Origin of the sequence: Limnohabitans sp., from assembly GCF_038134685.1 — a bacterium.
GTDB lineage: Bacteria > Pseudomonadota > Gammaproteobacteria > Burkholderiales > Burkholderiaceae_C > Limnohabitans_A.
Window position 1 is genome coordinate 80,280 of sequence record NZ_JAYPVP010000005.1, and the last position, 20,579, is coordinate 100,858.

Here is a 20,579-nt window from a genome sequence, read left to right on the forward strand (position 1 = left end):
GATCAAGCACGGCGCGCTATGGCGTAAAAAACAATGAATTCACGTCAAATGCGGAATTTGACCGTTCTAATCGCTACAATCGCCGGCCTGTAAGAGGCACCTTTGTGCACACGCCAAGGAGACATGACGTGAATGCGGTAAAAAAGACGGCTGCCAAAAAGGCGGCTGTGACCAAGAAATCGGTAGCCCCCAAAGCTGCAGCACCTAAAGCCAAAGCCGTGAAAGCACCCGTGGCTAAAGCAAGTGCATCCAAAGCCAAACCAGTGGCCAAGAAGCCTGCACCCAAAGCTGCCTCCAAAAAGATGGTGCCCGTGAAAGCGGCAGTTAAAAATGCCGCTAAAGCAGTCAAAGCAAACACGCCTGTGAAGGCCGCTGCCAAGCCCAAGGTTGGGGCTAAACCCGCCGCCAAAGCCAAGCCTGTTGCAAAACCTGTCAAGGAGAAGACGGCTGTTAAAGCGGCTGTCAAAGCGGGGGTGAAAGCGACTTCAAAAACATCTGCAAAAGCCCCAGCCAAGTCCCCGACGAAAGTTGTTGCGCCCAAGGCGCTCGCCAAGCCTGCGGCCAAGGTCGTGAGCAAAGCCGCTCCCGTGGTGGCTGCTCCAGCGACCAAGCCAGCGCCTGTGGTGTCTGCAGCGCCTGTCCAGACTGCGGCTGTGCCGCGCGCCAGCAAGGCGTCGGCTCGTCTCGCGCAAATCACAGTGCCGTCCATGGCCCAAAGCGTGGCCTCGACGGCGGCCAAATCAAGTTATTTACCTACAATGCCATCCCCTGTTATTTCTGCTCCTCTGACCTCTGTGAAGAAAAATCCCAAACTGGCCAACAACTGGAAAAACAAATCCGTTGAAGCCTTGACCGATGAGGAAATCCTGGCCATGCCAGAGGCCGAGTACATGAACGATGTACAACTGGCTTTTTTCAGACGCAAGCTGGTCGAACTCAAGCAGGGCATTCTTGACAATGCTGGCGAGACCACAGAACACCTGCGCGAAGACACGGTGGTCGTGCCCGATCCTGCAGACCGTGCCACGATTGAAGAAGAGCATGCCTTGGAGTTGCGTACCCGAGACCGTGAGCGCAAGCTGCTCAAGAAAATCGAGCAGTCCATCAATCTGATCGATGCCGGTGATTACGGTTATTGCGATGAAACGGGTGAACCGATCGGTGTTGGGCGTTTGCTCGCGCGTCCTACGGCCACGCTGTCGCTGGAGGCCCAGCAGCGCCGCGAACTCAAGCAAAAGATGTTTGGCGATTGATCAAGTGCCTTTTGCCGATCCCGCGAAGCCCCTTTTCAGGGGCTTTTGTGTTTCTGGGGGTTAATTACGGCTGTGGTGAAAAAATATTTTTATGTCCTCGATGCCTTCACATCTTACTTTTATAGTGGTTTCTAAGTGCCTAATTTGTAATGAAAAAATCCATTTAAAACTTCTTCAAAACACCTGTAAGCCATTGATTTCATTGGGATTTTTTGGAAAAACACGCTTGCTTGGCTCGGAAATCCTGATACAGTGCAAGAAAGTGCAATTAAGTGGGAAAAAGTGCCCGCTGTGCGCTATCAATGCCAAAGGTCAAGATCGTGTTTCAAGGTGCATCGTCGCTGAGTCTGGATGGAAAGGGGCGTTTGTCGGTACCGACAAGGCACCGTGACGTCCTGTCGGCCACGGCGGGTGGTCAGCTCACGATCACCAAGCACCCGCACGGCTGTCTGATGGTGTTTCCCCGTCCCGAGTGGGAAAAGTTCCGTGAGCGTATTGCTCAGTTGCCGATGTCGGCGCAGTGGTGGAAGCGCATCTTCCTGGGCAATGCCATGGATGTGGAGATGGACGGCACGGGGCGGGTGTTGATTTCGCCCGAGTTGCGCCAAGCCGCCGGCATCTCGAAAGACACCATGCTGCTGGGCATGGGCAACCATTTCGAGCTGTGGGATAAGGCCACTTATGACGCGCAAGAGGCGCAGGCCATGCAGGGCGAAATGCCCGATGTGTTCAAGGACTTCTCGTTCTGAGTGCCATGACCGCGCCCGTGCTTGCCCACATTACCGTCATGCTTGATGTTGCTGTTGAAGCTTTGTTGGCTTCGGCTGCGGGCGCTGCGGGGCATTATGTGGATGGCACCTTTGGTCGTGGCGGGCATTCGCGACTGATCTTGTCGCGCCTGGATCCGCAAGGGCGCCTGACGGTGTTTGACAAGGATCCGGAGGCTATTGCTCAAGCGCGTCAGATTCAGGATGTGCGCCTGAGTATTCGCCACGAGGGGTTCCGGCATCTCCAGGAATTGCCCGATGGCAGTGTCGACGGGGTGCTTTTGGACTTGGGGGTGAGCTCCCCCCAGATTGATGACCCCGCAAGGGGTTTTTCTTTTCGTTTTGAAGGTCCCCTGGACATGCGCATGGATCCCACGCGCGGCGAAAGTGTGGCCGAGTGGTTGGCCTCCGCCGAAATGGGGCAGATTGCAGAGGTGATTCGTGACTATGGCGAAGAACGGTTTGCTGTTCAGATTGCAAAGGCGATTGTGGCTCGCCGACAGGAGCGGGGCCCAATTTCATCCACCACTGAATTGGCCCAGCTCGTGGCTGACACGGTCAAAACCCGCGAGCCGGGTCAGAACCCTGCAACGCGGACATTTCAGGCTCTTCGGATTTTCATCAACGCCGAGCTTGAAGAGCTCCAGCAGGCGCTAGAAGCGGCTGTTCGGGTGCTGCGTCCGGGCGGGCGGCTGGTGGTGATCAGTTTTCATTCGCTGGAAGACCGTATCGTCAAGCAGTTCATCGCCAAGCACAGCAAAGAGGTGGTAGATCGCCGTGTACCGTTTGCGCAGCCTAAACCGATGCATCTGAAAGCGCTGGAGCGTGTCAAGCCGAGCGAGGCTGAGGTGGCTGCGAATGCGCGTTCGCGCAGCGCCATCATGCGTGTGGCTGAGCGCACGGAGGTGCCGGCATGATACGCCTCAATGTGTTGTTGCTGGTGGCGGTGGTGCTCAGTGCCCTGGCCTTGGTGCGTTCGCAATACGAGACGCGTCGTTTGGTGATGGCCATTGAAAAAGTCAACAAGGAATCGGCCTTGCTTGAAGTGGAGCATCAGCGTCTGCTGGTTGAGCGTCGTGCGCAGGCAACGCCCCAGCGCGTGCAGTCGCTGGCCCAGCAGAAACTGCAAATGCGTGTGGCCACGCCTGCTATCACTCAATATGTGTCGATGACGCCGGGCAACGCTGGTGGGGCGTCTGCGGGAGTGGCGAAATGAGCGGCAGCCGCAGCGTTCAGTTCTCCACCAGTCCCTTGCTGGCCAGCAAGACGCCAGTCTGGCGCAGTAAATTCATTGTGGCTGCCATGGCTTTGGGTTTCCTGGGGCTGGTGGGCCGTGCGGCTTACGTGCAGGTCTTCAACAACGACTTCTTCCAGCGCCAGGGTGAGGTGCGTTATGCCCGGACGCTGGTGATGCCTCCGAGCCGCGGCAAAATTATCGATCGAAATGGCATGCTGCTCGCCTCCAGCGTCCCTGCGCCCAGCATCTGGGCCAATCCAGAGGAAATGGAGCGCGACCCCGCCAAATTGAAGGAGCTGGCCAAGCTTCTGGGCATGAGCGCATCGGCGCTGGATAAAAAGCTCGAAGATGACGACAAGACGTTTGTCTGGCTGCGCCGGCAGATGGACGAGCCTGATGCAAAAGCCGTTCTTGCGCTGGGTATCAAGGGGATTTACAGCCATAAGGAATACAAGCGTCTGTACCCCGAAGGTGAAGCTGCAGCCCACATTGTGGGCTTTACCAATGTGGAAGACCAGGGGCAAGAGGGTGTCGAATTGGTGTTCCAGAAGGCGCTGGCAGGTAAGCCGGGCTCTCGCCGTGTGATCAAGGATCGTTTGGGGCGTGTGGTCGAAACGGTGGGCGATGTCTTGCCGCCCGAGGATGGTCGCGATATTCAACTCTCGATTGACAGCAAGGTTCAGTTCTTTGCCTACCAGAAGCTGCGTGAGGCCGTGCTGGAGCACAAAGCCAAGGCCGGTAGTGTGGTGGTGCTCGACGCACACAGTGGCGAGCTGCTGGCCCTGGCTAACTACCCGAGCTACAAGCCTGACAAGCGTGTCAATTTAAGTGGTGAGCAGTTACGCAACCGCGCGTTGACAGACACTTTTGAGCCGGGCTCGACCATGAAGCCCTTCGCCATTGCGTTGGCTTTGGAAAAAAACCTGATCCGGCCGGAAACGGTGATCCAGACTGCGCCGGGCCGAATCAATATCACCGGATCGACCATCACGGATGCCCATCCACATGGCCCGCTGACGGTCAATGAGGTGATTCAGAAGTCCAGCAACGTTGGCACGGTCAAGATTGCCATGCAAATGACGCCGCGTGACATGTGGGAAATGTTCACCGAGGTGGGCTTGGGTCAGAAACCCAATGTGCCTTTCCCGGGTGTGGCTGCGGGTCGTCTGCGACCCTACAAGACCTGGCGCCCCATCGAGCAGGCCACCATGAGTTACGGCTATGGTCAGTCGGTCAGTCTGCTGCAACTGGCGCGTGCCTACACACTGTTTGCGCGCGATGGTGAAGTAGTCAATCCCGGTTTGCTCAAGTCCGATGCGCCGGTGCAGGGCGTGCGCGTCATCAGTGTGGCCAATGCACGTGCTGTTCGAAAAATGCTCAATATGGCCGCAGGCCCGGGCGGGACTGCACAAAAGGCCCAGACCATGGGCTATTCGGTCGGAGGCAAGACCGGCACGGCACACAAGCAAGAGGGTAAGGGTTATGCGGGCAACAAATACCGCGGCGTGTTTGTGGGGATGGCGCCGATAGAGGCGCCACGCATTGTGGTGGCGGTCATGATCGATGAGCCCAGCAATGGTAAATATTACGGTGGTGATGTGGCGGCTCCGGTGTTCAGCGAGGCGGTTCAACAAACCTTGCGTGTCCTGGGGGTGCAGCCAGACATGGCGGTCAAGCCTCAGGTGGTGACCCAAACGGTGGAGGAGTCGTTCTGATGATCGAACTTCACACGCCGCAACAAGCCGCTCAGTGGCTGCGTGAAAGCGTCACGGGCGTTTTGCATGCAGACAGCCGCAAGGTTGGAGCAGGCGACGGTTTTATTGCCTGGCCTGGGGCAGCCGTGGATGGTCGTCGTTTTGTGCCGGCAGCGCTGGCTCAGGGGGCGGCAGCCTGTTTGATCGAAGCCCAAGGCAGTGAGACTTGGTGCAATGTGGAGCCTGCGCAGCGCGTGGCCACTTTGCCCGATCTCAAGCGCAACACGGGCGTGGTGGCAGATGCTTTTCATGCCCATCCCAGCGAGCGTTTGCATGTCATCGCGGTTACCGGCACGAACGGTAAAACGTCAACTGCATGCTGGTTGGCGCAGGCGTTGTCGATGGTGGGCGGTGTCCAGCGTTGCGGGGTAGTGGGTACTTTGGGGATGGGGATCTGGCCTGATCTGAACTACACGGGCATGACGACCCCTGACCCGGTTCGCTTGCAGCAAGCATTTGTGGACGCCTTGGATGCCGGTGCAACGTATTGCGCCATCGAGGCTTCTTCCATTGGCTTGGCTGAGCATCGATTGGATGGCACGCGCATTCGTACGGCCATCTTTACCAATTTCACGCAAGACCACCTGGACTACCACGGCAATATGCAAGCCTATTGGCAGGCCAAACGGGCCCTGTTCAACTGGGCCGGCTTGAAAGTCGCTGTGGTGCATGTGGACGATCCTCGCGGTCTTCAACTGGCGGATGAGCTCAAAAATTCAGGTCTTGATCTGTGGACCTGTGGACGCAAGCACTCTGCACGCTTGCGTGCCCATCCCGTGGCGTATTCGCAAGGCTTGGCATTTGATGTGTTCGAGGGTGACCTCTGCTGCCGTGTGCAAACCACGCTTGCAGGCGACTACAACATCGATAACCTGTTGTGCGTCATCGCAGCCTTGAGAGCGCAAGGGGTGTCTTTACAGGATGCCTCTGACATTTGTGGCCGTCTGACGGCTGTACCAGGTCGTATGCAGGCCGTGGTCTTGCCTCAAGGGGTGAAGGGGCCTCTGACGTTGGTGGACTACGCTCATACACCTGATGCCTTGGAGCATGCTTTGCAGGCTTTGCGCCCGCTGGCTGAGGAACGTGGTGGACAGTTGTGGTGTGTGTTTGGCTGCGGTGGCGATCGTGATGCCAGCAAGCGTCCCCTGATGGGGGCGGTCGCTGAGCGCTGCGCGGATGCAGTCGTACTGACCAGCGATAACCCTCGATCCGAATCGCCTGAGGCCATCCTGGCGCAGGTGTGTGCGGGTCTGTCGAGCCAGGCGACATGTACCGTGATTGAAGATCGTGCGATGGCCATCCGACATGCCGTCACGACTGCGAGCGCCAAGGATGTGGTGCTGGTGGCGGGCAAAGGTCATGAAACCACTCAGGAAGTGGCTGGGGTCTTTTATCCGTTTTCCGATGCGCTGCATCTGGCTGAGGCGTTCAAAGAGGTGGTGGCATGAACCTGTCATTGACCCAGGCAAGCACGTGGCTGAGCAGCGTTCAGGCTGAACGCGTTGACGGCGTACGCGTGGCGCGGGTGCACACCGATACACGTACGCTGCAAGCCGGTGATTTGTTTGTGGCCTTGCGCGGCGAGCGCTTTGATGCCAACAACTTTGTGGCCCAGGCTGCAACGCAAGGGGCCTCAGCCGTGCTGTGTGAACCCTCGGGCGCAGAGGCCGCGCGACAGGCTGGCCTTCCTGCACTTGTGGTGCCTGACAGCCGTATGGCCTTGGGTGAGCTGGCTGCAGGGTGGCGTGCGCAATTTAATCTGCCCTTGATTGCTGTGACTGGCAGCAATGGCAAGACCACAGTCACGCAAATGATTGCCAGCATTTTGCGCGCACATGCTGGTGATGCAGCCTATGCCACGCGCGGCAATTTGAACAACGACATTGGCGTGCCATTGACCTTGCTGGGTTTGCGCGCACATCACCGCATTGCGGTGGTGGAGTTGGGGATGAATCACCCCGGTGAAATTGCTTACCTGGCCAACATGACTCGACCCACGGTGGCAGTGGTCAATAACGCCCAGCGTGAGCACCAGGAGTTCATGCACACTGTACAGGCGGTGGCTGAAGAAAACGGTTCAGTGTTCGCAGCTTTGCCTGATGGTGGCGTAGCTGTTTTCCCTGCCCAGGATGAGTGGACGCCTGTGTGGCAGCGTTTGGCCGGTGCGTGCACGCAGCTGCAATTTGGTGCTCCACACGCGTCGGTGTGCGCAGCTGTGGTGGTCTGGCACGCTGGAGCCTGGCAGTTCACGCTCAAGACAGAGCAAGGTACCGCACCGGTGACGCTGCACATTGCCGGGCGACACAACGTGAAGAATGCATTGGCTGCAGCCACATGCGCGCTGGCCGCGGGGGTGCCTTTGACCGCTGTCGTCCAAGGCCTGCAGGCATTTGAGCCGGTCAAGGGTCGTTCGCGTGTATTGGCGCTTGATGAAGGGCGTATCACCCTGGTGGACGACACCTATAACGCGAACCCGGATTCAGTACGTGCGGCCATCGATGTGCTTTCTGAGCTGCCCGGTCCCCGTTTGCTGGTGCTGGGTGACATGGGTGAAGTGGGCGATCAGGGGCCGCAGTTCCATGCCGAGGTCGGTGCTTATGCCCTCGAAAAAGGCATTGATGCGTTGTTGACCTTGGGCGATTTGAGTCTGCATGCAAACCGGGCTTTTGGCGCTCAGCGTGGTCAACATTTCGCCGACATGGCGTCGTTACAAGCCGCCATGGTTGCAGTCTGGCGCAGTGTGAACAGCATCGTGGTCAAAGGATCACGCTTCATGAAGATGGAGCGTGTGGTCGAGGCCTTGCAAGAACAAGATCTAAAGGGAGAAACCCATGCTGCTTAGTCTGGCGCAATGGCTACAGGGCCTGCATCCGGAGTGGAGTTTTCTGCGGGTGTTCAGCTACATCACTTTCCGCGCTGTGATGTCCGCCATGACCGCATTGTTGATCGGATTGATTGCCGGTCCGTTTGTGATTCGGCGCCTGACTGCGCTCAAGATCGGTCAGCCGGTTCGCGAATACGCCATGCAGACGCACCTGGTCAAGAGCGGCACACCCACCATGGGCGGAGTGCTGATTTTGTTGTCCATCGCGCTGTCGACGTTGTTGTGGTTTGACCTGTCCAACCGCTTTGTCTGGATCGTGCTGATCGTCACGCTCGGTTTTGGCGCTATCGGCTGGGTAGACGACTGGCGCAAAGTGGTGCGCAAGGACCCGGAGGGCATGCGCTCGCGGGAAAAGTATTTCTGGCAATCCGTGATCGGCCTGGTGGCTGCCCTCTACCTGGTGTTCAGCATCTCTGAGAGCAACAACCTCAAGGTGGTGGAGCTGTTTGGCAATTGGGTCATGTCGGGTTTCGATGTCAACCTGCCGCCCAAGGCAGGCTTGCAACTGCCCTTCATCAAGGAGGTCAGTTACCCGTTGGGGGTATTTGGTTTTGTCATCATGACTTACCTGGTCATTGTGGGTTCGAGCAATGCGGTCAATCTGACGGATGGTCTGGATGGCCTGGCCATCATGCCGGTGGTCATGGTGGGTTCGGCGCTGGGTGTGTTTGCCTATGTGACGGGTAGCTCGGTTTATTCCAAATACTTGTTCTTTCCCTACATCCCGGGTTCGGGTGAGTTGATGATCTTCTGCGCTGCGATGGCGGGTGCAGGCCTGGCTTTCCTGTGGTTCAACACCCATCCGGCACAGGTCTTCATGGGCGATGTGGGTGCGCTGGCCCTGGGTGGTGCGCTGGGCACGATCGCCGTCATCGTGCGCCAGGAAATCGTGCTGGCCATCATGGGCGGTATCTTTGTGGTCGAGGCCCTGTCGGTCATGCTGCAGGTGACGTATTTCAAATACACCAAGAAGAAATACGGCGAGGGTCGCCGGATCCTGAAGATGGCGCCCCTGCACCACCATTTTGAAAAGAGCGGCTGGAAAGAAACGCAAGTTGTGGTGCGTTTCTGGATCATCACCATGCTGCTGTGTCTGGTGGGCTTGTCCACCCTCAAGCTGAGGTAAGCGATGCAACAGTTGCGCGACCTCCACGTTCTCATTCTTGGCCTAGGCGCTTCGGGCCTGGCCATGGCGCGTTGGTGCGCCCGCCATGGGGCGGTGGTGACCGTGGCCGACACGCGCGAGGCACCCCCGCAGCTGGCAGCTTTGCATGCAGAGTGGCCTGCGGTGAAGTTTGTGAGCGGCTCCTTCAGCGCGGCTTTGGTTGAGGGTACGCCCGTGCGCGCTGTGTTCCGCAGCCCGGGGTTGGCACCAGCAGAGGTGGCGCCGGTGGTCGATGCTGCACGCGCAGCAGGCCTGTGGCAAGGCGGTGAACTGAGTTTGTTTGCCGCGGCTCTGAAAGATCTGAACGAACGCTTTGCCTATGCACCCAAGGTGCTTGGCATCACCGGCACCAACGGTAAAACCACCGTCACTTCATTGACGGGTCAGCTGGTGGCGCGAGCAGGCAAGACGGTGAAAGTCGCTGGCAACATTGGCCCGACGTTGCTGGATACGTTGGCGCAGGCGATGGTCCAGGCCGAGGTGGATGCTCCTTTGCTGGAGCAGCAGGAATTGGAAGCGCAGCAAGCCGAGGCTGAGCGCCTGGCTGCCCAAGCAACCATGCCAGCCGCCCAGCAACCCAAAGAGGCTGAGCCTGAGGACAACCCGGATTCGGCCGACGAAGTGCAGGATTTGCCTGCGGCGGATGAGGAAGAAAACCTGGAGCCCCTGACGGTTCAGGCGCCTGCAGCCTTGTCAGCCATGGCCCGTGTGTTGCCACAAGTGTGGGTGCTGGAGTTGTCCAGCTTCCAGCTCGACAGCAGCGAAGGCTTTGAACCGACAGCCGCCACGGTGCTCAATGTGACGCAGGACCACCTGGACTGGCACGGCTCGATGCAAGCCTATGCGGATGCCAAGGCTCGTATTTTTGGCCAGCAAGGCTTGATGGTGCTCAACCGCGAAGATGCGACCGTGATGGCCATGCTGCCCGAACCTGTACGCGTGAAGCTGCAAAAACCGGTGGTGCGTGCGCACACCACCTTTGGCTTGAGCATGCCGCAGCGCCCTGGCGACTGGGGCCTGGAAGTGGTCAATGGCATGGCTTGGTTGGTGCGCGCGCAGGAAGCGGATGAAACCCGCAAGCGTCGCAAGGGTGAGGAAGAAGAGCTCTTCATTCAACGCCTGATGCCAGCGGATGCCCTGCGCATTCGCGGCCGGCACAACGCCAGCAACGCTCTGGCTGCGTTGGCTTTGGCCAGCGCCGCAGGTTGCGCTTTGGCGCCGATGCTCTACGGCTTGCGCGAATACGAAGGCGAGCCGCATCGTGTGCAGTCAGTGGCGGTGGTCAACGACATCGAATTCGTAGACGACAGCAAAGGTACCAATGTGGGTGCCACGGTTGCAGCGCTCGATGGGCTGGGAGCTGACCGCCGTTTGGTCGTGATTTTGGGTGGCGACGGCAAGGGGCAGGACTTTTCTCCCCTGCTCGAACCCGTGCAGCGTTGTGCTCGTGCCGTGGTCTTGATCGGCAAAGATGCCCCCTTGATTGAGCAAGCTTTGCATGACGTGAGCGTGCCCAAAGTCCTCGTGTCCACCTTGCAGGAGGCTGTGCAACAAGCGCATGTGCTGGCTCAAGCGGGCGATGCGGTGCTGCTTTCGCCAGCTTGCGCAAGCCTGGACATGTTTGACAATTACGCTCATCGTGCAAAAGTCTTCTGCGATGAGGTGCAGGAGTTGGCGCTGGCCAGCGGCAACAGCATGGAGGGCGCACTGTGAGCGAGCAGATGCCCCTGATCGAACGGATTCGTCAATCGCTGTCGAGCCTGCTCAGCTCACTGTCGGGCGGACGTTTACAAGCGCAGTCCGCAAGTGCGGTTCACTTGCCGGTTAATCTGGGCGGGTATGAATTTGTCCAGAACGGACAGGTGTCTTCTGCGCAAATGCAAGGTGTAGATCGTCAGTTGGTGGCAGTGGTTGTTGCTTTGCTGATGTGGGGCATGGTCATGGTGTACTCGGCTTCAATCGCCATGCCGGACAACCCGCGATTTGCCAGCTACACCTCCACACAGTTTCTGATCAAGCACGTGCTCTCGATTGGGGTGGCGTTCGTGGCGTCATTGATCGCTTTCCAAATCCCGATGCAGACCTGGGAGCGCCTGGCGCGACCTTTGTTCCTGGTGGCGTTGGTGTTGCTGGTGCTGGTGCTGGTGCCGCACATCGGCAAAGGTGTCAACGGAGCGCGTCGCTGGATTGCTCTGGGTTTCATGAATTTCCAGCCTTCCGAGCTGGCCAAATTTGCCACCATCATTTATGCCGCGGACTACATGGTGCGCAAGATGGATGTGAAGGAGCGCTTTTTCAAAGCCGTGTTGCCCATGGGGACGGCCGTCGCGATGACGGGTGTGCTTTTGCTGGCTGAGCCGGACATGGGCGCATTCATGGTGATTGCGATTGCAGCCATGGGGATCTTGTTCCTCGGCGGCGTCAATGCACGCATGTTCTTCATGATTTTGGGCGTGCTGGTGGCCGCCTTTGTGATGATGATCATGTTCTCGCCTTGGAGGCGGGATCGTATTTTTGCCTATCTGGATCCTTTCAGCGCCGAGCATGCGTTGGGACGTGGCTACCAACTTTCGCATTCCCTGATCGCGATTGGACGCGGCGAGATTTTTGGTGTTGGATTGGGTGGCAGTGTTGAAAAACTGCATTGGCTTCCCGAGGCGCACACCGACTTCTTGTTGGCTGTCATTGGCGAAGAGTTCGGCTTGGTCGGTGTGACGGTGGTGATCATGCTGTTCTTGTGGCTGACCCGTCGCATCATGGTCATTGGACGTCAAGCCATTGCCATGGATAAAGTTTTTGCGGGGCTGGTGGCTCAGGGGGTAGGCATTTGGGTGGGTTTTCAGTCCTTCATCAACATGGGCGTCAACTTGGGGGCGTTGCCTACCAAGGGCTTGACTTTGCCTTTGATGAGTTATGGTGGGTCGGCCATCTTGATGAATCTGGTGGCGATCGCCGTGGTTTTGCGCATCGATGCAGAAAACAAGCAACTCATGCGGGGAGGTCGCGCATGAAGATTCGCAAGGCTCTGGTGATGGCGGGGGGCACAGGTGGTCATATCTTCCCCGGACTGGCTGTGGCGGAGGCACTGCGTGAGCAAGGCTGGCAAGTGCACTGGCTGGGGGCTCCTGCCAGCATGGAGGCGCAACTGGTGCCCCCGCGAGGTTTTGCTTTCGAGGCGGTCCAGTTTGGCGGCGTGCGCGGCAAAGGACTCAAGACCCTGGCGCTGTTGCCACTGCGCTTGTTGCGTGCCTTCTGGCAAAGCCTTCAGGTGGTGCGACGCGTCAAACCGGATGTGGTGATCGGTCTGGGTGGTTACATCACCTTTCCGGGGGGCATGATGGCCAGCCTTTGGGGCAAGCCCTTGGTGTTGCACGAGCAAAACTCGGTGGCTGGGTTGGCCAATAAGGTACTGGCCCGACTTGCTGACCGTGTGTTCACGGCTTTCCCCGGCGTGTTGCCGGGCGCACAGTGGGTGGGCAATCCGCTGCGTCAGGCATTTTTGATGCAGGACGATCCGGCCAAGCGCTTTGCAGGACGCTCTGGCGCGTTGAAGGTGCTGGTGGTCGGCGGCAGTCTCGGCGCCAAGGCGCTCAATGAAGTGGTTCCCCAAGCCTTGGCATTGTTGCCAGAGAACGAGCGGCCTCAGGTCACGCATCAAAGCGGTGCTAAACAAATAGATGCACTGCGGGAGGCCTACGCGCAAGCGGGTGTGCAGGCTGAGCTCACACCTTTTATCGAAGACACGGCCACTGCGTTTGCCAATGCGGACTTGATCATTGCCCGCGCCGGTGCCAGCACGGTCACTGAAATTGCTGCGGTTGGTGCAGCCGCACTTTTTGTGCCTTTCCCTTTTGCCGTGGATGACCATCAGACCACCAATGCCCGTTTCCTGTCAGAGCAAGAGGGGGCTTGGCTGGTACAGCAGTCGGATTTGTCTGCGCAAGATCTGGCCGAGCGTCTACGTACTTTGGGGCGCGCACAGCTGCAGGTCTGTGCGCAAAACGCATTCAAACAACGCAAAACAAACGCGACACGGGAGGTGGTGATGGCTTGTGAGGAGTTGCTGGCATGAAGCACGCCATCCGAAAGATTCATTTCATTGGCGTGGGTGGCTCTGGCATGAGCGGCATCGCCGAAGTTTTGTTGAACCTGGGCTACCAGATCTCGGGATCTGATCTGAGCGATAGCGCAACCTTGCGCCGCTTGGCCAGTTTGGGCATTGAAACCCATATAGGACACGCTGCCAGCAACGTCAAGCAAGCTGATGCGGTGGTGACTTCTACCGCTGTCAAGGCGGACAACCCCGAGGTGGTGGCTGCGCGTGAGCGCCACATTCCCATCGTGCCACGAGCCGTCATGCTGGCTGAGCTCATGCGTCTCAAACAGGGTGTAGCCATTGCGGGTACGCATGGCAAAACCACCACGACCAGTTTGGTGGCAAGTGTGCTGGCAGCTGCGGGTCTGGACCCCACGTTTGTGATTGGCGGGCGCCTGAACAGTGCTGGTGCCAATGCCAAGTTGGGCACAGGTGACTACATTGTGGTCGAGGCCGACGAGTCCGATGCATCGTTTTTGAACCTGTTGCCGGTGATGGCGGTCGTGACCAATATTGATGCCGACCACATGGAAACCTATGGTCATGACTTCGGTCGGCTCAAACAGGCATTCGTGGAATTTCTGCACAAAATGCCTTTTTACGGTACGGCGATCGTATGCAGTGATGATGCGGGTGTGCGCGCTATCCTCAACGACGTTGCGCGCCCTGTCACCACGTATGGTTTGAACGAAGGCGCTCAGGTTCGAGCTGTGGATGTGCTTGCCCAGAATGGTCAAATGCGCTTTACCGTCCAGCGTCGTAATGGCGTGACGTTGCCTGACTTGCAGGTGGTTTTGAATCTGGCCGGCGAGCATAACGTGCGCAACGCACTTGCTGCCATTGCTGTTGCGGTGGAGTTGGGCGTGCCTGATGAGGCCGTTCTGAGTGCGTTGGCCGACTTCAAGGGTGTGGGGCGTCGTTTCCAGCGTTATGGAGATGTGCGTACTGCCGACGGACAAGGGTCCTTTACGGTGATCGATGACTATGGTCACCATCCGGTCGAAATGGCAGCCACCCTGGCTGCAGCCCGAGGAGCGTTCCCGGGACGCCGTCTGGTACTGGCTTTCCAGCCGCACCGTTACAGCCGTACACGCGACTGTTTTGAGGACTTTGTCAAAGTCATCAGTCAGGGGTGCGATGCTGTGCTGTTGTCCGAGGTGTATGCCGCAGGGGAGGCTCCCATCGTAGCGGCCGACGGGCGCTCGTTGGCCCGCGCGCTGCGTGTGGCTGGCCAGGTCGAACCTGTTTTTTTGGAGCACATTGCAGACATGCCGCAAGGCATTTTGAACAATGCACGCGATGGTGATGTGCTCATCTGCATGGGTGCCGGCTCGATTGGCGGTGTGCCTGCGCAGCTGGTGGAGTTGGGAGGCGTCGCATGAACTTGGGTAAAGTCGCCGTGCTGTTGGGCGGGCTGTCTGCCGAGCGTGAAGTCTCCCTCATGTCCGGGCAGGGCGTGTTGCAGGCGCTGCAAACATCGGGTGTGGACGCGCAGCCGTTTGATCCGGCCAAGCAGGACTTGAACGAACTCAAGTCTTTGGGCGTGGACCGGTGTTTTATTGCGCTGCACGGCCGCTACGGTGAAGATGGTGCGGTGCAAGGCGCACTGGAGTTGCTGGGCATTCCATACACGGGTTCGGGCGTGATGGCTTCGAGCATCGCCATGGATAAAGCCATGACCAAACGCGTCTGGGTGGCAGAAGGTTTATCGACGCCAGAGCATGTGCTGGTTCACCGATCAGCGCTGGCGCAGGTGGATGTGCAAGCCCTGATTGCACAGTTGGGTTTACCCATGATCGTCAAGCCTGCGCGCGAGGGGTCTTCGATTGGCGTGACCCGCGTTGACCGTGCCGAGCAGCTGGCACCAGCCTTGCAGGAGGCTGCGCGCTGCGATGCCGACATTCTGTGCGAGCAGTGCATTGTGGGCGATGAGGTTACCTGTCCTGTTTTGGGTCGGGGTGACGGAGCGCAAGCTTTGCCGGTCATTCGCATTGTGGCCCCTGATGGAAATTACGACTACCAGAACAAGTACTTCACCGACGATACGCAGTACCTGGTACCGTGTGGTTTGCCTGCAGGCGAGGAACAAGCCATTCAGGCCCTGGTGATCAAGGCTTATCAAGTACTGGGTTGCCGGGGCTGGGGGCGAATTGACGTGATGATCGATGGTCAGACACGTAAGCCTTATCTCCTGGAAATCAACACTTCTCCTGGCATGACAGGGCATTCGCTGGTGCCCATGTCGGCCCGTGCTGCTGGAATCAGTTACGAACAACTGTGTTTGCAGTTGTTGCAGGACGCGCAGCTGGACAACGAGCTGCCAAAGGGGGACCTTGCATGAGCAAGCCCCAGATCCTGCCGATGGATGTGCGGTTGATGAACCTCACTGCCAGTGTGCTGGCCGTTGTGGCTGTCGGTGTCGTCGTCTATGGCAGTTTGGTCTGGCTGATGCGATTGCCGCTGTTCAACCTGAACCGGATCACGGTGCAAGGCGAGCTCATGCACAACAACGAAGTGACCTTGCGTGCGAATGTGTTGCCGCAGATGACTGGCAACTTCTTCACCATGAACTTGCAACGCATTCGCCATTCTTTTGAAGCTGTTCCATGGGTCCGAGTCGCCGTGGTGCAACGTGAATTTCCGAACCGTTTGCGCGTTTCCCTGCTGGAGCATCACCCGGTAGCTGTTTGGGGTGATGAGGTTGGCGGCAGTGTCATGGTCAACCGCTTTGGACACTTGTTTGAGGCGCAGGCAGACGATGCAGAGGTGGAGCACCTTCCTCATTTTGAAGGGCCCCAAGATCAGGCGGGGCGCGTTCTGGAGATGTACCAGCAGTTGCAGCCGGTGTTTCAAGGCATGGATATGACGATTGATCGCTTGCAGCTTTCGGGTCGTGGCACCTGGAGTTTGAGCACAAGCCATGGCGCCCAGCTCGAACTCGGTAAAGGCAATGCCCGTGAGGTGATGGGCAGGCTGGAAGTGTTCTGGAAAACCTTGTCGCAAGTCACTGCGCGTTACGGCCGTCATCCGAGCGCTTTGCAAAGTGCCGACTTGCGACATGAAAACGGGTATGCACTGCGTCTCAAGGGTGTGACCACGGTGGAGCCTGGGCAAGTGTCGGGACGCAAACCTTGAGTGTGGTGATGTGTTTTATTGAAATTGAACTGAATGGTGGAATGACAAATGGCTAAAGAATACAAAGATCTGGTCGTTGGTCTGGACATTGGCACCTCCAAAGTCATGGTGGTGGTGGCCGAAGTGATGGGCTCAGGCGACCTCAAGTTGGCGGGACTGGGCATTGCGCCCGGCAATGGACTCAAGCGAGGTGCGGTGGTCAACATCGACGCCACGGTGCAAAGCATTCAGCAAGCGCTGAAAGAAGCCGAGCTGATGGCCGACTGCAAGATCACGCGGGTGAACACCGGCATTACCGGCAGCCATATTCGGGGTCTGAACTCCAGCGGCATGGTGGCCATCAAGGACAAGGAAGTCAGTCCTGCGGATGTCGCTCGTGTCATGGAAACTGCCCGTGCGCTCAATATTTCGACAGACCAGCGATTGCTGCTGGTGGCGCCGCAAGAGTTTGTGATCGACGGGCAAGAAGTCAAAGAGCCTATTGGCATGAGCGGCATGCGTCTGGAAGCGAAAGTGCACATCGTGACCGGCGCCCAAAGCGCAGCCGAGAACATCATCAAATGCGTGCGCCGTTGTGGTCTCGAGGTGGATCAGCTGCTGCTCAATCCACAGTCATCGAGTTTGGCGGTGCTGACTGAAGACGAGCGCGAGCTCGGCGTGGCCTGCGTTGACATTGGCGCAGGTACTACCGATGTGGCTATTTTTGCGGGAGGCTCTATTCGCCACACTGCGGTGATTCCGATTGCGGGTGACCTGATCACCAGCGATATTGCGATGGCACTGCGCACGCCCACAAAAGACGCTGAAGACATCAAGGTGGAAAACGGATACGCCAAGCAGTTGTTGGCCAACGCTGAGGCACAGGTGGAGGTGCCGGGTCTGGGCGATCGTGGTCCTCGCATGCTTAGCCAACAAGCTTTGGCCGGTGTGATTGAGCCGCGTGTAGAAGAAATTTTTTCCTTGGTGCAGCAAGTGGTACGCGAATCGGGTTACGAGGAGGTATTGTCCTCGGGCATTGTGCTTACCGGAGGCAGCGCGGTCATGCCCGGCATGATCGAGTTGGGTGAAGACATCTTCCTCAAGCCCGTGCGTCGCGGCATTCCCAAATACAGCGGCGCGTTGTCCGACATGGTAGGTCAGCCGCGTGCGGCCACAGTCATGGGTCTCCTCGAAGAGGCTCGCCTGGCGCGCCTGCGCGGCTTCAAGGTCACCCAGAAAAAGAGTTCGGTGAACAACGCGTTCACCCGATTCAAGGACTTCATTGTGGGGAACTTCTGATGGTTTTTCACAGACATTTTTTTCAGCAAGGCAGTCCGCCAAGAGCAGGCCCTCAAGCGCGATGTCGACGACGAAAACGTCCAACGCATACAAACACATTTTTTCAACTTCAACTGGCAAATCAAACAATAGGAGCACACCATGAGCATTGAGATGATCGAAACCGAAGAATTCAACCAAGGCACGCAGATCAAAGTGATCGGCGTCGGCGGCGGTGGTGGCAATGCGGTCGAGCACATGATCGAGCGCAACGTCCAGGGCGTGGAGTTTGTCTGCGCCAATACCGATGCGCAAGCCTTGGCACGCAGCTCTGCGCACAGCTTTATCCAGCTCGGCGGCAGCGGCCTGGGCGCAGGCAGCAAGCCCGAAAAAGGCCGTGAGGCTGCAGAGGCTGCAGAAGCGGCCATCCGTGAATCGATTGCAGGCTCGCACATGCTGTTCATCACCGCAGGCATGGGCGGCGGTACCGGTACGGGTGCTGCCCCCGTGATCGCGCGCATCGCCAAGGACATGGGTATCCTGACCGTGGGCGTGGTGACCAAGCCTTTCGAATTTGAAGGCGGGCGTCGCATGAAAAATGCGGACGAAGGCATGTCCGAGCTCGAAGCCAATGTGGATTCGCTGATCGTGGTACTCAACGAAAAACTGCTTGAGCTGCCCGGCGGCGAGGACATGACCCAGGACGAGGCTTTTGCGCATGCCAATGACGTGCTCAAGAATGCCGTAGGCGGTATTGCCGAAATCATCAATGTGCCTGGCCACGTGAACGTCGACTTCGAAGACGTGCGCACTGTGATGGGCGAGCCTGGCAAAGCCATGATGGGCACGGCCATGGCCAGCGGTCCGGACCGCGCCCGACTCGCTGCTGAGCAAGCCGTGGCTTGCCCGCTGCTCGACGGTGTGGACCTGTCGGGTGCCAAAGGCGTGCTGGTGCTCATCAGTGCTGCCAAAGGATCCCTCAAGCTGTCCGAGTCCAAGCAAGCCATGAACACCATTCGTGCTTACGCTTCGGAAGAAGCGCACGTGATCTACGGTACCGCTTATGACGAATCCCTGGGTGACCAGATTCGTGTCACGGTGGTAGCGACTGGACTGTCCAAGGCGGGTGCTCGTCGCAACGCCCCGACACTGCAAGTGCTTCGTACAGGCACTGACAACACGCCTTTTGCGGTGGGCGGTGAGGCGGAGTCCATGGTGGTGGCCGCTCCCGCAGCCATGGCTTCGGGCATGAGCACGCCAGCCGTATGGCGCAGCAGCCGCACTCATGCTGCCGCGCGAGTTGACGGCATGTCGTCCGCCGGCATGGATGACATCGAGATTCCGGCTTTCCTGCGCAAGCAGGCGGATTGATCTCGGCCTGAAAGTCAGCGTCTGCCAGGCGCTGACTCGACTTTCAATGCTCTTTACCGGGCAGGCTTCACCGCCTGTCCGGTTTTTTGTATCTGTAAGCAGAAGAAACAACAAGCCTTGCCCTCTGCAAGGTTGAGGCGGAAGACCTAGAATCACTCCATGCTTGAACAACGAACACTCAAAACCCTGACCCGTGCTGTAGGCGTTGGCCTGCACAGTGGGCAGCGTGTCGAGTTGACGTTGCGACCCGCACCAGTTGACACCGGCATTGTGTTTCGCCGCGTGGATTTGCCCGAACCGGTGGACATTGCCGTCAATGCGCAGGCCATCACCGACACCCGACTGGCCTCGACGATTGGGACCGGCAACGCCAAAGTGCACACCATTGAACACCTGATGTCTGCCTGCGCCGGCTTGGGCATCGACAACCTGTATGTGGACATCACCGCCGAAGAGGTGCCGATTCTCGATGGCTCGGCCTCGTCATTTGTGTTCCTGCTGCAAAGCGCAGGGGTGGTGACCCAGAAAGCCCCCAAAAAATTCATACGCGTGCTCAAACCTGTGGAGGTGCGCGAGGGTGAGGGTGCACAGGCCAAGTGGGCACGTCTGGAGCCTTATCATGGTTTCAGCCTGAGTTTTGAAATCGACTTCCGCCACCCGGCTGTCGACTCCACCGGGCAAATGGTGAAGTTTGACTTTACCGAGGGTGTTTATTCGCGTGACATCGCCCGCGCCCGCACCTTTGGGTTTACCAAAGATGTCGAGATGCTGCGCTCCAACGGCCTGGCTTTGGGCGGTGGCTTGGACAACGCCATCGTGATGGACGACTACAAGGTCCTCAACGCTGACGGGTTGCGTTATGACGACGAATTCGTCAAACACAAAATCCTCGATGCGATTGGCGATTTGTATGTGGTCGGGCGTCCGCTCTTGGCCGCCTACACCGCATTTCGTTCCGGTCATGCGATGAACAACCAACTGCTGCGCGCCCTGCTTGTGCAGCCCGAGGCTTACGAAATCGTGAGCTTCAACAACGAAGCCCAGGCGCCTGCGGGTTATGCCCGCCTGCAGCCCGCCTGGTAATCCACCCTTGAAACAGCCTCAGTGGCTGCGGCCGCTGCGGTACATGCCGTGTGTCTTGCGCTGCAACGCGCCTTGCGCGGCCAGCTTGTTCATGGACGGGCTGGCATGCGCATGGGTAATCGCCAGGCCCAAGGCATCGGCAGCATCCTGGCGCGGAGTGCCGGGTAATTGCAACAGCCGTTTGACCATTTCCTGAATTTGCGCTTTTGCGGCACGACCGTGGCCGGTGATGGCCTGCTTCATTTGCAGCGCGGTGTATTCGGCCACCGGCAGGCCGCAAGACACCAGGGCCGTTACACAACACCCGCGCGCCTGGCCCAGCATCAGGCTGGCCTGCGGGTTGACGTTGATGAACACAATCTCGACCGAAGCCACATCGGGCTGGTAGCGGGCGTGGATTTCCCGGATGCCGTCGTAAATGATCTTCAGGCGGGCAGGCAGGTTACCCATCTCACCCTGGGTGGTTTCGATCACACCGCTGGCCACATAGCTGAGCTTTTGCCCTTGCATGTCGATGACCCCAAAACCGGTGGTCTGCAGGCCCGGGTCAATACCCAAAATGCGCACGGTTTCTGTC

General features: G+C 58.3%; 19 protein-coding genes. 17 read left to right on the forward strand and 2 right to left on the reverse strand.

The features are described from left to right. Positions 1–73 precede the first annotated feature (73 nt). A complete protein-coding gene (locus tag AAFM15_RS03710) occupies positions 74–541 on the reverse strand; it encodes a hypothetical protein (protein WP_341685352.1) in 468 nt (155 codons plus the stop codon). A 28-nt stretch (positions 542–569) separates the two neighbouring features. Here AAFM15_RS03710 and dksA point away from each other — a divergent pair, with 28 nt between their 5' ends. From dksA to lpxC, 17 genes are all read left to right on the forward strand, one after another. Beyond that, the gene (gene dksA / locus AAFM15_RS03715; RefSeq protein ID WP_341685353.1) at positions 570–1,253 is read left to right on the forward strand and encodes an RNA polymerase-binding protein DksA; all 684 of its coding nucleotides are present in this window, start codon (positions 570–572) and stop codon (positions 1,251–1,253) included. Positions 1,254–1,573: 320 nt separating this feature from the next. Next, the gene (gene mraZ / locus AAFM15_RS03720) at positions 1,574–2,002 is read left to right on the forward strand and encodes a division/cell wall cluster transcriptional repressor MraZ (RefSeq protein WP_341685394.1); all 429 of its coding nucleotides are present in this window, start codon (positions 1,574–1,576) and stop codon (positions 2,000–2,002) included. Positions 2,003–2,007: 5 nt separating this feature from the next. Next, positions 2,008–2,937: a 16S rRNA (cytosine(1402)-N(4))-methyltransferase RsmH gene (gene rsmH / locus AAFM15_RS03725; RefSeq protein WP_341685354.1), complete on the forward strand. Its 930-nt coding sequence runs from the start codon at positions 2,008–2,010 to the stop codon at positions 2,935–2,937. Further along, positions 2,934–3,236 (forward strand): cell division protein FtsL, encoded by a 303-nt coding sequence (gene ftsL, locus AAFM15_RS03730; protein ID WP_341685355.1) that lies wholly within the window; start codon positions 2,934–2,936, stop codon positions 3,234–3,236. Before rsmH ends, ftsL begins: the two co-directional genes overlap by 4 nt. Further along, positions 3,233–4,972, forward strand: a complete 1,740-nt coding sequence (locus AAFM15_RS03735) for a penicillin-binding protein 2 (RefSeq protein ID WP_341685356.1) — start codon at positions 3,233–3,235, stop codon at positions 4,970–4,972. Before ftsL ends, AAFM15_RS03735 begins: the two co-directional genes overlap by 4 nt. After that, positions 4,972–6,459 carry a UDP-N-acetylmuramoyl-L-alanyl-D-glutamate--2,6-diaminopimelate ligase gene (locus AAFM15_RS03740; protein ID WP_341685357.1) on the forward strand — a complete coding sequence of 496 codons (1,488 nt, stop codon included), beginning with the start codon at positions 4,972–4,974 and terminating at the stop codon, positions 6,457–6,459. The genes AAFM15_RS03735 and AAFM15_RS03740 overlap by 1 nt, the downstream gene beginning before the upstream one ends. Then, positions 6,456–7,853 carry a UDP-N-acetylmuramoyl-tripeptide--D-alanyl-D-alanine ligase gene (gene murF / locus AAFM15_RS03745; RefSeq protein ID WP_341685358.1) on the forward strand — a complete coding sequence of 466 codons (1,398 nt, stop codon included), beginning with the start codon at positions 6,456–6,458 and terminating at the stop codon, positions 7,851–7,853. Before AAFM15_RS03740 ends, murF begins: the two co-directional genes overlap by 4 nt. Continuing rightward, on the forward strand, positions 7,843–9,021 hold the full coding sequence (gene mraY, locus AAFM15_RS03750; RefSeq protein ID WP_341685359.1) for a phospho-N-acetylmuramoyl-pentapeptide-transferase: 1,179 nt from the start codon (positions 7,843–7,845) through the stop codon (positions 9,019–9,021). The genes murF and mraY overlap by 11 nt, the downstream gene beginning before the upstream one ends. A 3-nt stretch (positions 9,022–9,024) precedes the next feature. Further along, on the forward strand, positions 9,025–10,773 hold the full coding sequence (gene murD / locus AAFM15_RS03755) for a UDP-N-acetylmuramoyl-L-alanine--D-glutamate ligase (protein ID WP_341685360.1): 1,749 nt from the start codon (positions 9,025–9,027) through the stop codon (positions 10,771–10,773). 8 nt (positions 10,774–10,781) lie between these two features. Continuing rightward, positions 10,782–12,071: a putative lipid II flippase FtsW gene (ftsW, locus tag AAFM15_RS03760; protein ID WP_341685395.1), complete on the forward strand. Its 1,290-nt coding sequence runs from the start codon at positions 10,782–10,784 to the stop codon at positions 12,069–12,071. Then, positions 12,068–13,132, forward strand: a complete 1,065-nt coding sequence (murG, locus tag AAFM15_RS03765) for an undecaprenyldiphospho-muramoylpentapeptide beta-N-acetylglucosaminyltransferase (protein WP_341685361.1) — start codon at positions 12,068–12,070, stop codon at positions 13,130–13,132. The genes ftsW and murG overlap by 4 nt, the downstream gene beginning before the upstream one ends. Then, positions 13,129–14,538, forward strand: a complete 1,410-nt coding sequence (gene murC / locus AAFM15_RS03770; RefSeq protein WP_341685362.1) for a UDP-N-acetylmuramate--L-alanine ligase — start codon at positions 13,129–13,131, stop codon at positions 14,536–14,538. Before murG ends, murC begins: the two co-directional genes overlap by 4 nt. After that, positions 14,535–15,497: a D-alanine--D-alanine ligase gene (locus tag AAFM15_RS03775; RefSeq protein WP_341685363.1), complete on the forward strand. Its 963-nt coding sequence runs from the start codon at positions 14,535–14,537 to the stop codon at positions 15,495–15,497. Before murC ends, AAFM15_RS03775 begins: the two co-directional genes overlap by 4 nt. Further along, positions 15,494–16,291: a cell division protein FtsQ/DivIB gene (locus AAFM15_RS03780; protein WP_341685364.1), complete on the forward strand. Its 798-nt coding sequence runs from the start codon at positions 15,494–15,496 to the stop codon at positions 16,289–16,291. Before AAFM15_RS03775 ends, AAFM15_RS03780 begins: the two co-directional genes overlap by 4 nt. Before the next feature lie 48 nt (positions 16,292–16,339). Beyond that, positions 16,340–17,569, forward strand: a complete 1,230-nt coding sequence (ftsA, locus tag AAFM15_RS03785; RefSeq protein ID WP_341685365.1) for a cell division protein FtsA — start codon at positions 16,340–16,342, stop codon at positions 17,567–17,569. 141 nt (positions 17,570–17,710) lie between these two features. Next, positions 17,711–18,919, forward strand: a complete 1,209-nt coding sequence (gene ftsZ / locus AAFM15_RS03790) for a cell division protein FtsZ (protein WP_341685366.1) — start codon at positions 17,711–17,713, stop codon at positions 18,917–18,919. A gap of 159 nt (positions 18,920–19,078) precedes the next feature. Then, positions 19,079–20,002 carry a UDP-3-O-acyl-N-acetylglucosamine deacetylase gene (lpxC, locus tag AAFM15_RS03795; RefSeq protein ID WP_341685367.1) on the forward strand — a complete coding sequence of 308 codons (924 nt, stop codon included), beginning with the start codon at positions 19,079–19,081 and terminating at the stop codon, positions 20,000–20,002. Positions 20,003–20,020: 18 nt separating this feature from the next. Here the strand turns inward: lpxC and ruvC are convergent, their stop codons facing one another. Beyond that, complete coding sequence (gene ruvC, locus AAFM15_RS03800; protein WP_341685396.1) at positions 20,021–20,569, reverse strand: crossover junction endodeoxyribonuclease RuvC; 549 nt, start codon at positions 20,567–20,569, stop codon at positions 20,021–20,023. Between the last annotated feature and the right edge of the window lie 10 nt (positions 20,570–20,579).